The organism is Microcystis sp. M179S2 (assembly GCF_020245805.1).
Lineage (GTDB): Bacteria > Cyanobacteriota > Cyanobacteriia > Cyanobacteriales > Microcystaceae > Microcystis > Microcystis aeruginosa.
In genome coordinates, this window is sequence record NZ_JADBUE010000114.1 from 1 (window position 1) to 14,036 (window position 14,036).

At 44.5% G+C, this 14,036-nt stretch carries 15 protein-coding genes; 7 read left to right on the plus strand and 8 right to left on the minus strand.

All coding sequences use genetic code 11. From position 1 onward, the window contains the following. Nucleotides 1-309: 309 nt before the first annotated feature. The gene (gene trpD / locus IM500_RS06590; RefSeq protein WP_190722942.1) at nucleotides 310-1,344 is read right to left on the minus strand and encodes an anthranilate phosphoribosyltransferase; all 1,035 of its coding nucleotides are present in this window, start codon (nucleotides 1,342-1,344) and stop codon (nucleotides 310-312) included. Nucleotides 1,345-1,423: 79 nt separating this feature from the next. Continuing rightward, complete coding sequence (locus tag IM500_RS06595; RefSeq protein WP_190722943.1) at nucleotides 1,424-1,951, minus strand: GIY-YIG nuclease family protein; 528 nt, start codon at nucleotides 1,949-1,951, stop codon at nucleotides 1,424-1,426. Nucleotides 1,952-2,144: 193 nt separating this feature from the next. On the opposite strand from IM500_RS06595, the gene IM500_RS06600 reads away from it, so the two are divergent. Then, complete coding sequence (locus IM500_RS06600) at nucleotides 2,145-2,732, plus strand: L-threonylcarbamoyladenylate synthase (protein WP_190722944.1); 588 nt, start codon at nucleotides 2,145-2,147, stop codon at nucleotides 2,730-2,732. Continuing rightward, the gene (locus IM500_RS06605; protein WP_190722945.1) at nucleotides 2,687-3,544 is read left to right on the plus strand and encodes a sensor histidine kinase; all 858 of its coding nucleotides are present in this window, start codon (nucleotides 2,687-2,689) and stop codon (nucleotides 3,542-3,544) included. Before IM500_RS06600 ends, IM500_RS06605 begins: the two co-directional genes overlap by 46 nt. Here IM500_RS06605 and IM500_RS06610 read toward each other — a convergent pair. Beyond that, on the minus strand, nucleotides 3,480-3,950 hold the full coding sequence (locus tag IM500_RS06610; protein WP_190722946.1) for a GNAT family N-acetyltransferase: 471 nt from the start codon (nucleotides 3,948-3,950) through the stop codon (nucleotides 3,480-3,482). The two genes, IM500_RS06605 and IM500_RS06610, sit on opposite strands and share 65 nt — an antisense overlap. 297 nt (nucleotides 3,951-4,247) lie before the next feature. Here IM500_RS06610 and IM500_RS06615 point away from each other — a divergent pair, with 297 nt between their 5' ends. Then, on the plus strand, nucleotides 4,248-5,255 hold the full coding sequence (locus IM500_RS06615; protein ID WP_190722947.1) for a carbohydrate kinase family protein: 1,008 nt from the start codon (nucleotides 4,248-4,250) through the stop codon (nucleotides 5,253-5,255). Nucleotides 5,256-5,328: 73 nt separating this feature from the next. Here IM500_RS06615 and IM500_RS06620 read toward each other — a convergent pair whose 3' ends face one another. The 4 genes from IM500_RS06620 to lepB all read right to left on the minus strand — a co-directional run bounded on the left by IM500_RS06620 (nucleotide 5,329) and on the right by lepB (nucleotide 8,664). Continuing rightward, complete coding sequence (locus IM500_RS06620; protein ID WP_190722948.1) at nucleotides 5,329-6,399, minus strand: YheT family hydrolase; 1,071 nt, start codon at nucleotides 6,397-6,399, stop codon at nucleotides 5,329-5,331. 65 nt (nucleotides 6,400-6,464) lie between these two features. After that, nucleotides 6,465-6,833: a DUF1818 family protein gene (locus IM500_RS06625; RefSeq protein ID WP_190722949.1), complete on the minus strand. Its 369-nt coding sequence runs from the start codon at nucleotides 6,831-6,833 to the stop codon at nucleotides 6,465-6,467. Nucleotides 6,834-6,839: 6 nt separating this feature from the next. Then, nucleotides 6,840-7,415, minus strand: coding sequence for a hypothetical protein (locus IM500_RS06630; protein ID WP_012264411.1), 576 nt, complete (start codon nucleotides 7,413-7,415; stop codon nucleotides 6,840-6,842). Between the two features lie 151 nt (nucleotides 7,416-7,566). Continuing rightward, entirely contained in the window at nucleotides 7,567-8,664 is a 1,098-nt protein-coding gene (gene lepB / locus IM500_RS06635) for a signal peptidase I (RefSeq protein WP_061430578.1), read from the minus strand. Between the two features lie 111 nt (nucleotides 8,665-8,775). On the opposite strand from lepB, the gene IM500_RS06640 reads away from it, so the two are divergent. From IM500_RS06640 to IM500_RS06650, 3 genes are all read left to right on the plus strand, one after another. Then, nucleotides 8,776-9,435 carry a glutathione S-transferase family protein gene (locus tag IM500_RS06640; protein WP_061430577.1) on the plus strand — a complete coding sequence of 220 codons (660 nt, stop codon included), beginning with the start codon at nucleotides 8,776-8,778 and terminating at the stop codon, nucleotides 9,433-9,435. Then, nucleotides 9,436-9,732 carry a hypothetical protein gene (locus IM500_RS06645; protein ID WP_002758119.1) on the plus strand — a complete coding sequence of 99 codons (297 nt, stop codon included), beginning with the start codon at nucleotides 9,436-9,438 and terminating at the stop codon, nucleotides 9,730-9,732. A 149-nt stretch (nucleotides 9,733-9,881) separates the two neighbouring features. Next, nucleotides 9,882-10,502, plus strand: a complete 621-nt coding sequence (locus tag IM500_RS06650) for a chorismate lyase (protein ID WP_002758121.1) — start codon at nucleotides 9,882-9,884, stop codon at nucleotides 10,500-10,502. 32 nt (nucleotides 10,503-10,534) lie between these two features. Here the strand turns inward: IM500_RS06650 and IM500_RS06655 are convergent, their stop codons facing one another. After that, a complete protein-coding gene (locus IM500_RS06655; protein ID WP_190722951.1) occupies nucleotides 10,535-12,574 on the minus strand; it encodes a hydantoinase/oxoprolinase family protein in 2,040 nt (679 codons plus the stop codon). Nucleotides 12,575-12,658: 84 nt separating this feature from the next. On the opposite strand from IM500_RS06655, the gene IM500_RS06660 reads away from it, so the two are divergent. Further along, entirely contained in the window at nucleotides 12,659-13,666 is a 1,008-nt protein-coding gene (locus tag IM500_RS06660) for a Gfo/Idh/MocA family protein (RefSeq protein ID WP_287737999.1), read from the plus strand. Nucleotides 13,667-14,036 lie beyond the last annotated feature (370 nt).

Here is a 14,036-nt window from a genome sequence, read left to right on the forward strand (position 1 = left end):
CGATTTTACTGAATTTCATAATGGGTTATTCTGTGCTTTTTTGGGCAGCAAGGGTTGAAACCCTTGCCACACCTAGAAGGGTATCCTAATTGAAGCGGGTAAATCAGTCAATTTCACCAGCAGTGATGATCTTTTTTTTGTGTAGTTTTATTGCAAAAAAAAAGTTTTTTTGACAAAAAGCACAAAGTATGATACGCCCAACCTATTTCTGGCTGCGAGTAATTATTGCAGAGTGGGGGAGTGGGGAAGTGGGGAGAATAAATAAAAGCAATCTCCTGTCTCGGAGTCTCCTGACTCCTGTGAATTGTCCTAGGCGAGAAACTTAACCAACTCCTCTAATTTTTGCCAAGCTAACCCACTGGCTAAAATGTCGCGAGCGAGGGCGAAACCGGCAGCATGGTCGCCAAAAGTGACCTTTTCTGCCACCTGTAGGGCAAGAGAGGCATTAATCGCCACAGCATCCCGTTGAGCCGGCGTTCCACCCCCTTGCAGGACATTTTTGAGGATTTCGGCATTTTCTGGTACTTCCCCGCCTTTAAGGGCATTTAAACTGGCTCTGGGGATAGCAATTGACAAGGGATCGATCGCCGCAGAAATCACCTCGCCATTATTTAATAAAGCCATATCGGTCAGATCTCCTAACCCCACCTCGTCGAGTTTTTCCCGGCCGTGAACAATAATCGCCTTTGGGGTTCCCATTTGTGCTAAAGCCGTGGCCATGGGGGTGAGAAATTGCCGGTCATAAACCCCGATAACTTGACCTGTGGGACGGAGAGGATTAACTAGAGGGCCCAGAAGATTAAAAACCGTGCGAACTTTCAGGGTTTTGCGGAGATTAGCCACACTTTTCAGGGCTGGATGCCAACCGGGGGCAAAAAGAAAGGTAACTCCCACCCCATCTAAAGCCGCCGCTACTTTCTCGCTAGGGGCGCTCAAATTAACCCCAAGATATTCTAAAACATCGGCCGAACCGACTTTACTGGAGGCCGAGCGATTGCCGTGTTTAGCCACTTTTACACCCCCGGCGGCCGCCACAAAAGCCACAGCAGTGGAAATATTAAAAGTTGCGGCCCCGTCACCGCCGGTGCCACAGGTATCGATAACGGGAGTGGTATGGGGTTTAGGGTCTTCTAAGCGAGATTGTTGCCGTAAAACTCCGGCCATTCCCGCTAATTCCGCGGCCGAGACTCCTTTTGCTTGCAAAGCAGCTAAAATCGCCCCCGATAAAACTTCCGGAATCTGGCCGTTTAACCATCCGGTCATTAGTTCTTCAGCTTGGTTAAGGGAAAGGGATTTTCGATCGAGTAGTTGCTGCAGTAGGTTTGGCCAGTCTGGAGTGGTCATCGCTGTTCCATTGGTGTGGGGAGGGGGCGATATATTATCATAGCGGTTTGTCTGGAGAATCGATCGCTCCTAGTCATTTTTACTTTAAATCGAGCAAACCCTGTTCTTTTAACTTAGGATTAAAACGAATTTCCATCTGTACTCCCCGTTTTTCTAGGGTTGATAAAATATCGTTTTCTACTCGTCTGGATACCTGTTTTAATAACTTGATTTGCCCCAATTCGTCAGCACTTTGATAAAATTCTTTTTCTGTCTCAGTCATGGCTAATTTAGCATCAATTGGTTCTGTCCAGAGTTTTTCATTGCCGATTACTGCCTGACTTTCTCTTAGCCAAGCTTGTTTAATCGATTCGAGAATAGTCCGATTAGGACGATCAATCAACTGTATTTTTAGCCAATAACAAGCTTGGGGCTGTCGGGCAAGATGTTGTTTTAAACTGAGATAAATATCACGAGAATAGCCGACAAACTCTAAGACTTGTTCTCGATCAAAAATGGCATAAACCCCGATTTTTCCCTGGAAATCAGCACAGATATTACCCGTGGCATCTAGGTAGGGAATATATTCTAATTGTTCGAGATTAGCCAAAGTATCAGACTCATTCATAATTAATCGTCCCTAATTGGTTGGAGATAAGTAGGTAGGTGTTAAAAACTTTCAGATACCCCGCTGATCAAGTAGGGTTGATTCAAGGTAGGGTTGATTCAAGGTAGGGTTGATTCATGAATCAACCCTACCCGTTTAAAATTGTACCAAAAAGTTTTAGGCTAAATTAGTCCCCAAAAATGCTCAATTCTCAATGCCTACTGCTTCTCTTAACGAAATTGTTCACGCGGCCCTAAGTGGTCAAGTGGTTTCTTTTCCCACGGATACAGTTCCCGCGTTGGCAGTTTCTCCCCCCTATGCTGCCTTAATTTTTGCCGCTAAAAAACGGACTTTTGATAAACCCTTAATTCTCATGGCGGCCTCAGCAGCAGATTTATGGGATTATGTCAAGGGAAATCAGGAAGAAAGGGAGATTTGGCGGCAAATGACCGAAAAATACTGGCCCGGCTCCCTAACTTTGGTTTTACCCGCTTCTGAAAAAGTACCAAAAGTTCTTAACCCTAAAAATCCTAGCACGATTGGTATCCGAGTTCCCGCTCATGCGATCGCACGAGAAATTCTCGGTCGAACTGGTGTTTTAGCGACCACAAGTGCTAATCTGTCAGGACAAGAGCCTTTATTGACTCCAGAAGCGATTATGACTACTTTTCCCTCGGTGACGGTGTTAGCGCCCACAGAAAGGCAAGCATGGGGAATAATCAATAGTGGACAACCCTCCACCGTCGCGCGTTGGCAATGTCAAGGATGGGATATCTTACGACAAGGGGCAGTTTTTCTGTAAATATGGACGATATTGACGCTTTAAAACGGGAATTACAGCAAACTCGCCTCGCTTATCACCTGGCTGTGGCAATTAATCACCTCAAAAGCAGTTTTTTGGGACGGGTTGCCCACGAATTGCGATCGCCATTGAGCAGTATGATCAGTCTCCATCAAATGATTCTCGCCGATCTTTGTGAAAGTCCGGCCGAGGAAAGGGAATTTATCGCCCAGGGACAACTGGCGGGCCGTAAACTGATGGCAATGCTCGATGAGATGATTAATCTCTCCAAACTAGAGTCTGGTACTATACCTCTCAATCGAGAAATTTTTTCTTTAACTAAACTCTGGCAAGATTGGGCAAGTCTAACTTATTTACAGGCAGCTAATCGCCATATTAAGCTTAAATTTAGCCCTTTAACCGATGAGATTGCTATTATTGCCGATTATCAGCGTTTATCCTCCGCTCTTGTCCTTCTCGTCGATGCGGCGATCGCCAACTTAACGAGTGGCTCTATTTGTATATCGGTAAGCGCCCTTGGCGAGAAAAAAGTCACTATTACCCTAGAATTTCCGGGGGAAATCGCTCTCTGGCAAATGCCAGAAATTTCCCCTTTGAGTTTAGAATCAAAGCCAGAAGAAGTAAAACAATTTACTCAAGCTCTCGGTCTTTCTCCCGGTCTTAAATTTCAGTTAGCGAAAGGCATTATCGAAGTATCGGGGGGGGAAATGAGCTTAGATAAAATCGATAACAATAGTCAGGACAAGCTCACAGGGATCGTTTTTTCTTTACCTCGATCGCCGGATAGGAAAACTCCTCGGGATAACGATTAAATAATACCATCGTCGTGGTGGCGTTGCTTTGGAAACCAATGCGCCGGTAAAAATTTTCTTGATTAGTAGTCATCAAATAGACTCTTTCCACCCGATTTATTCGGGGATGGGCCAAGACTGTTTCTACTAATTTACGCCCTAAACCCGCTCCCTGATAATCGGGATGAACGATCACATCCCAAATAGTTGCCCGATAAATGCCGTCAGAAATGGCGCGAGCAAAACCAATTAATTGCCGCTCATTCCACACCGTCACCACCGGATCACTATAGTCAATTGCGGTTTCTAAATCTTCTAAACGGCGATCGATTGCCCAAAATGCGGTTAAATTAAATAATTCTCGTAGTTGCGATAGATCTATCTTGCTTTTATCCTCGTCAAACTGAATCTGACTACAATCAACCATGATATTTCCTTAGTCTAAGACTAAAAAATAAAAGAGGATTCACGCTCGATCGGACTGATTTATGAGCAATTTCCCCTAATCTATGTGTTTGATTATACTCAATGCCTCAGATAATCTCTAGTTGATTTATCGTGATTTCTTGACAAGTCAGGATTCAGGATTCAGGAGTCGGTCGTCAGGAGGAGATAGGGTGATAGGGTTTTGGGGTGATAGGGTTGAGACAGCTTCCCCACTTCCCCATTACCCCACTTCCCCATTACCCCACACCCCACACCCCACACCCCACTTCCCACACCAATGCTTAACAATCAAAGATCTTCGCCAGTGTCTGTCATTTGTTTAGGGGAAATCCTCTCTGATCTAATTGCCGATCAAAGCGAGCGCTCTATAGAGCAAGTGACTTCTTGGACAACCTATGCCGGGGGTGCGCCGGCAAACGTGGCCTGTGGATTGCGAAAATTGGGCATAAATTCGGCTTTTATCGGTTGTGTGGGCAAAGATCAACGAGGGGAACAGTTAATCGCCTTGCTAGACGCTCTCGGAGTCGATACCACTGGTGTACAGTATCACCCCACTCTACCCACCCGACAAGTTTATGTCACCCGCGATGCTGGGGGAGACAGACATTTTGCGGGTTTTGGGGGCAGAAAAACGACGGATTTTGCCGATAATGCTCTTAATGCTGACTTATTAACCGAAAATCTCTGGAAAAATGCCGATTATCTAGTGATGGGAACCCTAGGGTTAGCCTATCCCCCGGCGAGAGCGGCGATGATGCGCGCCCTCGAATTAGCTAAAATTTACGCGGTGAAAGTATTGATCGATATCAACTGGCGACCGGTTTTTTGGCCTAATCTTGAGGCTGCCCCTGATATCATTCGAGATTTTATCGTCCAGGCCGATTTGCTCAAATGTAGCGAGGAAGAAGCAGCATGGTTATTTGGCACTGATACCCCCGGAGAAATATCATCACAATACCCCAATTTAGGGGCAATTCTGGTTACTGGCGGCGCAAAAGGTTGTAAATATCATTTAGGCAAAAATAGCGGCACTGTCGAGGCTTTTCCCGGGGAGGTGGTGGATACAACCGGGGCGGGGGATGGCTTTGTGGCCGGTTTTTTGGCTCGTGCCGCTCTTGGGGGCGATCAAATTGGGGAAAATGCCGATTTAGCCCGTAAGGCGGTGATTTATGCCTGTGCGGTGGGGACAATGGTGACAAGGGGGGCAGGAGCGATCGCATCCCAACCGACTCGGGAACAGGTGGAGGAGTTTCTAGCGGCCTTTGATACTAAATCTGGTTATTAAAGACTGATTATTTATTCCCCCTCTTGCATGAGTGCCTATCGTGATATGTAACCTATACTCAACGGATTTAGGATTATTTGCCAGTTTTTTGGTCAAACCAGTCTAAAACCCGATTCCATGCCCACCAGCGATCGCTATCGCCCCACTGACGCTGACAGGATAAACTGCTGATATAACCCACATGACCGCCATAGTTGGTTAAGAGTAGATCGACGTGGGGATTATCGGCGATCGCTGCTTGCAGATCGGGAATAACTGCGGGGGAAAAGAGGGGATCATCGGCCGCGTAGAGGATAAAAGTGGGTTTAGTTAAATAGGGTTGAAAGGGCAAGGGACTACTAGCGGCATAATAGTCAAAAACTGTCTCAAATCCTAAGTTTTTAATCACTAATTCTCGATCGAATCCTGCAATCGTGGTGGCGCGAGTAATTGCTTCGGGATCGATATGATCGGGATGAGCTTGATGGATGCGTTTGGCTAACTTGCGTAATTCCCTGGCGATCGCTTTTTCCAAATGTTTCCCCCAGGGATCCCGGACGAGATAGGATAAAGAACGATTAGAGTCTAAATTAGGACAAATTACCGCACCACCACCGATATCGACGGGATCGATCCCCATATCTTCCTGATTCTCTACCGATTTAATTCCCCAGAGGGCCAATTGTCCCCCCAGAGAGTAACCTGTGAACCAAAAAGGAGCAGGACAGCCCATTTTTTGGGCTTGGGCGGCAATATGAAGGAAATCTAGCCCTTCATAGATGCCATCGGAGGTGAGAGTCGGGGATAATTCGGCTGTCTTACCGTGGGCCCGCCAATCGAAGAGGACGACTGCGTAGTTTCTTGCTACGGCTTTTCTGCCTAAAATTCTTAAAAACCATTGATTATCTAAGTCTCCCGTGATGCCGTAGGTGCCGATAATTGTTCCTTTCGCTTGCGGGGGAATGGAAACAATCCCGTAGATAGGGACGGCATTGGCCCCGGTGAAAATGGTTTCTTGATAGACTGGTTCGGGAATAGCGATCGTATTTTGCCAGGTTTCTCGCGCTTTTAGGGACACATAGAGAGTCATGGCAAAACCGTTTTTCAGCAATGGGGGCGGAGTGTAGGTGAGATTATCGGTCCTCGTCCTCGGATGGGCAAGCATAGCAGCACAGGGGAATCAAAACGTCAAGAGGGGGAGACAAAAATTAACTTATGCCCACCGCTTTCTTAAAAATTGTAAAGCAAATTGTCCCAAGCGGCGAGCAACTCTGGCAGGGCAGTGGCCGACCAATTGCCCTCACAACCGCGACCTTGATAGAGAATAAATCGCAGGGAATAATTATCGGGAAATCCTGCCGCTTCTAACCACAAAAGCTCGCTTTCCGCTTCACAAGCAATACTTTCTTCATCCATTAATTCTGTGGCCATGGCCGCCATAGTTGCGGTCAATTGTGATAGTAACCGACGCAAATCTTGCCACTCGGACTCGGTCAATTCGATCGCCCAATCATCGCCACCAATTAATCCTTTATAAATGGCTGCCTTAGGATCCCAACCGAGTCGCCAACCTGAACCATATTTGAGAATTTTTTCCATAATTTTCTAGAATTTTAATAGGTCGGCATCTCCCGGTTTTGATAAAGATGGACGACGGGGAGAAGGACTAGGAGAAGGGCTAGGATTGGGGGTTTCTTGGGGGAGAATGGCGGGGTTATAAATTTCGACTAGAAGGGTGACTAACTGCTGCCGTTGACGACGATTAAGACTGTTAATCGCTTTGATATCGGCAGCCATCGGGTTAACCGTAAGGGTTGCTTGTCCGGGATAGTTTTCTTCGCTGATTTTCTCGTTCACTCCTAGATAATCCCCTAGGGTTAATTGCCAATCAAAACGGATGAGAGTAAACCTTTTTTTTGTATCTTGATGATAACGAAGAAAGCGACTGATTAAAGTATTATTCGGATCGATCGCCCCTGTATCTCGACGGGTATAGTTGTTTTCTTTCGGTAAATCTGGCATTGCTTGATAAATTTGTTGGGCAACTGTTTCGGGTCGTTGAATTTGGCTCATCCCGGGGGATTGCCACGATAACCACCAGAAAAATATCCCTATTCCTAGCCAGAATACTAATAATATTATTTGCTTAATTTTCAGCTTTTGAGGGAATTTTAACAGCATATTAATCAAGAAAAGATTGAAGTTAATTATCTAGGAACAGTGGGGATTTTTCAGGAACATTTCAAGAGGTTGGGAATGTTATAATCATCTAACAATACCCCAACTCATCTAACTGTAACACCTAGGCTCAAAGTTACCCCAGTCATCCCCATCATAGCAAGGACTGGACACGATCGAGAGGCCAGTAAACTTTATAGGCTTGACCAACGATATAACTTTCTGGCAAAAAACCCCAAGCATGGGAATCAAAACTATGGTTACGATTATCTCCCAAAACAAACAGGCTTTTTGGGGGTACAGTCATAAATTCTATTTCATAATTGGCTAACTCGGCGGTGTAGGGTTCCTCGATAACTTGCCAGTTGAGATAAACTTTACCCCTGCGGATTTCAATGGTATCCCCAGAAATAGCGATGACTCGTTTGATAAAAAAATCTCCAGAATTAGGAGCTAGTTGCTGAATTTTTTCGGGAGTTCTAAAAACAATTATATCGCCTCTTTTCGCTTGATAATTACCAGATTGACTGACGAAAATGCGATCACCTACTGCGAGGGTAGGCAGCATGGATTCGCTCGGAATCTCGAAAAATTCTATTCTTTGATGTAACCAATCGGGAAAATAATTACAGATAATTCCCCAAGTAAAAATTGCTGCCACCATCAGCGCCAAAATGGAACGATAGGTGTGACGATGGGGATGGAATTGATCGGGGAAAGTGTGATAAACATGATAAACAGCGATTGCTGTAATTAAAGGGGTAAGAAAGAGGATATTGGCCAAAAAATGATCTATTTTCAGGGTAATCAGGGATATAGTCAGAAAAATTATCCCTAAGATCACCTTATCGGCGTACAATTGCCCTAACCCGGGTATAATCCGGTTAGCGAAGACGGCAAACCATGGGTTTTTTTGTTGGCGGGGAATTTTCTCTAAGCTGTTATTCTGTCTGGAATAATAAACAGTCCAGTGAGCGTCAAAAATATTGCTAATGTAAACGATAACCAGAGCAACTATTCCCCCTAATCCCCAGCTTACAGGGCCATTGTGGCTAAAAATTGACCAAATTGTCACAATTATTAATATTACTTGAGCGATTGCCAAAAGGGTTGCTTTTTGGTTTTTGTTAGCATACCATTGTCCCAAACCGGGGAAAAACATCGAGAGATTGACCGCTAACCAGGGATCTTTTGCTTGTGAATTAGTCGCATAAGGACGAGAAACAGCCGAAAAAAGGGAGGGTTTGCTCATAGTATAGACCTATTGCCAATTCAGTCAACAGAGTGATCAGTGAACAGTTAACTTAAAACTCAAATCTGATAACTGATAACTGATAACTAATATAGCAACCAACAACAATTAATGCTTTTACTTCAATTTAGCACATCTCATTACTGTCGCAAAGCTCGTTTAGCCCTAGGTTATAAGGGGATTGATTACCAAGTAGAAAATCTCACCCCCGGACTACATATTCTCAAACTCAGTCCCCTAACTAAAGGGTTAACCACTGTCCCAGTTTTAATGGCAGCAGATGAGATTATTGCCGATTCTACTGCCATTTTAAAATATTTAGAAAAAGTAGTTCCTTTCCCCTCTTTTATTCCCGCTGGGGAAAAGGAGAAAAATCAAGCTTGGTTACTAGAGGATTGGTTAGATGAAAGTATTGGAGTAGCGACTAGATTTGTCTATTATAATTATCGCGCCGGAGAGGGAAAAGCGATCGATCCTTCCCTGAGTAGTCAAATAATTATTAATATCGTGCGACAACAATATAAAATCACCCCAGCCAGGGTAAAACTAGCGGAGGAGCGACTAGAAAATGCCCTCAAGATTCTAGAATATTGGCAAAATCAGGCCTATTTGGTGGCGGATAAATTAAGTGTAGCCGATATTGCCGCCACTGCCCTACTCAGTCCTCTGGCTCTAATTCCCAGTTATCGTCAAAAATATCCCTGGTTGTTTGCTAGAATCGGGGAAATTCATCAACAGTGTCGGGAAAAATTGCCCCCTGGTTTAAATTAAATGCAGCGAACGACAAAAATTATCATCCTCATCTCTATCGGTTTCTTATCGCCCCTAAAAGCCCTTGCTTTGCCCTCTCCTGAAGATATTCCCGAAGAAGTTTTACGAGCAGAAATTATCACTTCGGCTCGCTCGCCCCTTGATAATCAACCCCTAACTGCGGCAGAATATGCCTTACTAGAAGAACAATTAGCCACCAGCATTTATCCCCCCCAAATTAATCCCAAGATTCGACAATTAATTGCCCTGAGAAGATTACAAAAATTCCTCCAGATATTGATACCTTTCTATCGTTAAAATCAAAATAGTCAATCTCCTTTGGCAAAAGTGCATCTGCTAACCGAAAAGTTTAGAGAGAATTAGAGCAAGGCGATCGCTTTTATCACCAGCAGACAAAAATCCCGTGTTATGATTAATGAAAAAATCATAAAGTTTTGTAACAAACCTTGACTGCTATCCTCCGCCCCCAAGAAAAGCCCCTGCTTAATCGTCCTTGGTACTCCCTGTCCCCTCTCTGGCAAGGAGACGAAACCGATGTTAAACAAGGTTTACCCCATAGCCAACTCGCACCCCCGTGGCAGATTTTAATTCTCGGCGATGGTTCTCCCACCCGTCATTTACAACTTTTAACCGGTGAAAAAACGGAAGTGGATGTGATCGATATGTCCCCCATCGGCGACGATGAGGATGGCGCACCGATGAAAATTAGCCTGATTCCGGGGCCGAGATTGCGTCGTCAAGTCTGGTTACGCACAGCTAGTGGTCAAAGGTTAGCCTATGCCGCTTCTTGGTGGTCTGTCAATCAAGTGGACGAATATCTAGAAAATCGTTCCCTACCGATTTGGGAAAGTCTCTCGCGGCTGCACACGGAATTGTATCGCGATGTGCAGGGACTTTATTACGGTCATTCCCCGGAATTAGAAATAGCTTTTGGGGAAAAAGGAGCATTTTGGGGTCGTCATTACCTATTTTGGCACGCTCGCCAACCCCTTACCCTGATTTACGAGGTTTTTTCTCCCTATCTCCGTAAATACCTCGGCGAAATGAGAATTGATCAATTAGGATAACTGCCGTAGATATTTCTATGTAGTCCCATTAGTTAATCTTTGGAGAGAATTAAATGATTTTTCTCCGTTAATTTTGCCATCCAACCCGGTTCAATCACAATCGTGCTAATTTTTTCGATAATAATTGCCGGTCCAGCCAAACAATCAAAAGGTTGCAGATCTGAACGCTGATAAATTGGCGTTTCCCGCCATTGATTAGCCATAAAAACCGCTACTCGATCGAGCAGAGGAGGTAATTTTCCCATCGGACGGGAGCGAGTTAAAATTGCTTCTTTGGGACTGTCCATAGTCTGGATCAATTCCACGGCAATCGACTCAACAATTAAAGCTTTTTGTTCTTGCTTAAACCCATAACGTCTTTGATGTTCCCGTTCAAAATCCTGACGCATTTGATCGCTAAAATTAACCGCTAAAGTGGCATCACTGCCTTGATATTTTAAACTAACTTGCTGCCGCACCTGATTATAATCCTCTAATTCCCGACCCGCTAAAACTTCTAATTCGTTCATCTCCGTGAGTAACTGCCCGATTAAATCGGCATTTAACGGCTGTTCGATCGCTTTTTCTTTAATTACCCTCAAATCGGCCAAACCCATGCCGTAGGCGCTTAAAACCCCGGCATAGGGATGGAGAAAAATACTTTTCATTCCCAGAGTATCGGCAATTAAACAGGCCACTTGACCCCCGGCACCGCCAAAGGTACAAAGAGTATAATCACTGAGATCATAACCCTTTTGTAGAGAGATTTTTTTAATCGCATTAGCCATATTTTCCACGGCAATTTGAATAAACCCCGCAGCCAGCAGTTCAGGACTATTATTACCCCCCATTCTTGCGGCCAATCCTTGAAACTTTGTCAGCACAATCTCTCTATCTAGGGGTAAATTTCCCTCTTGTCCAAAAATAGCGGGAAAATAGGCAGCTTGAATTTTTCCTAACAAAACATTAGCATCGGTAATTGTTAATGGTCCACCCCGTCGATAACAGGCAGGTCCCGGATTAGCTCCGGCACTTTCTGGTCCAACCCGAAAACGAGAACCATCATAGACTAAAATCGAACCTCCACCAGCGGCCACGGTGTGAATACTTAACATCGGCGCTCGCATTCTTACGCCGGCAATTTCGTTATCTGTTTGCCGCTCGTATTCCCCTTGAAAATGAGAAACATCGGTGCTAGTTCCTCCCATATCAAAACTGATAATTTTGCTAAATCCCGCCCTTAAACTGGTTTGTACTGCCCCAACTATTCCCCCCGCAGGACCAGATAAAATGCTATCTTTACCCTGAAATTTATCGGCGGTGACTAAACCGCCATCGGATTTCATAAATAACAAGCTAGTTTTCGGTAATTGCTGGCTAATACTATCAACATAGCGGCGTAAAATTGGCGATAAATAGGCAGAGACTACCGTGGTATCTCCCCGGGATACCAGTTTCATTAAAGGACTGACTTGATGGGAAATGGCTAGATGAGTAAAGCCGATTTCTTCGGCAATGGCTGCCACTTGTTTTTCGTGGTCGGGATAACGATAACTGTGCATAAAAACAATCGCACAACTTCGGATACCCCCTTGATAAACTGGTATTAAATCGGCTTTAACTTGGGCGGGATTAACGGCGATTAATTCTTGTCCTTGATGATCGTACCGTTCGGCCACTTCGATAACTTGTTCGTATAATAAAGAAGGAAGAATAATTTGACGTGCAAAAATATCGGGGCGATTTTGATAGCCAATTCTCAAGGCATCTTTAAAACCTTTGGTGATTAACAAAACCGTGCGCTCTCCTTTTCTTTCTAACAGCGCATTGGTGGCTACCGTTGTTCCCATTTTAATCACTTCGATGTTATCTAGGGAACCGCTAATATCTTTGATCCCTTGAATGACTGCATCTGGGTATTTTTCGGGATTTTCCGAGAGCAGTTTATAAAGAACAATCCACTGTTGATCGGCAAGGGGAACAATCAGAAATCTAGCGGCATCTCTAGCTAGTCGTTCAATAATTTCTGGTCGATCGATTATCGCCACGATATCGGTAAAAGTTCCCCCTCGATCGATAAAAAATTTTAACATAATCCCTCCCAGTTCTCAGAATCAATGAACAATTGCGCCTAATTCTTTTAAGATAAACTAGATTGATTTATCTGAGTAAGCAAAATGTCCACAGGAATCGCTATCTTAGGGGTAGGACGTTGGGGAGTCCATTTCGTCCGTCATTTTTCTCAACATCCCTCAGCACAAGTAGTGGCGATCGTTGACTCCTCCCCTGAAAAACTTCATCTCTGTCGCGATCAATTTAATCTCGATACTAATAAGGTTATTTTAGCCAATGACTGGGAATCAATTCGTCTTCACCCCGAAATCTCGGCTGTAGTCGTCGTTACTCCCGCCATCAGTCATTATCCCCTGATTAAAGATGCTCTTAATTTAGGTTATCACGTCCTCGCCGAAAAACCCTTAACCCTCAATCCCCAAGAATGTGGCGAATTAACGGCATTAGCGGCGAAAAAACAGCGTATTTTATTAGTTGATCATACCTATCTTTTTCATCCGGCCGTTATCACCGGACAAAAAGTCCTGCAATCTGGGGGTATCGGTAAACCTCTTTATGGTTATGCCACTCGCACCCACCTAGGTCCAGTTCGCCAGGATGTGTCCGCTTTGTGGGATCTAGCTATTCACGATATCTCGATTTTTAATCATTGGCTAAATAGTACCCCTGTATTAGTGCAAGCGCGAGGAACAGTTTGGCTACAACCTAATCTAGCCGATTTAGTCTGGTTAACCCTGATCTATGGCGATGGTTTTCAAGCGACTATTCACCTTTGTTGGTTGAATCCCGATAAACAGCGACGTTTAGGGATAGTTGGCAGCGAAGGGACTTTAATTTTCAATGAATTAGACTCTCGATCGCCTTTAACCCGACAAAAGGGCTATTTTGAACGTCAGGAAGCCTATTTTATTCCCCGGGGACAGGAGACGGAATCTATCCCTATTGCCGATGGTGAACCCCTAAAAGCATTGTGCGAACATTTTTTAGCATCGGTGGCTACGGGTGTCAATTCTCCTGTATCTTCGGGATCGGTAGGGACGGAATTAGTCAAAATCCTCCAAGCAGCAGAATTATCTCTAGCCAGAGGTGGAGAGATTGTGCGCTTAGAATAGGGAAACATGGGATCGATAGGTAGGGTCTGCTGAAAAAGTTTTTCGTGGGGGTAGGGTGTGGGGTGTGGGGTGTGGGGTGTGAAGTATAACCTGATTTGCTATTGACGAGGAGTTTGTACGGCGTTAGATTTATTAGAGGTTTCCTTAATTTGTACCCAGTAAGGGGGTATCGGAAATTCTGTTAATCCTTCCTGCAGCACAGGTTATGGCTTTTTGTCAATGGGGAAGCCAGATATTATGACTGAACTTCCCCCGTATAAACATACTAGCTATGGCTAAAAGTCTTACAGAGCCTGAGTTAAAGCAATATAATACTAATGGACTACTGGACACAAAATCCTGAATTCCTTACGCAGATAGGGTTTGAGGC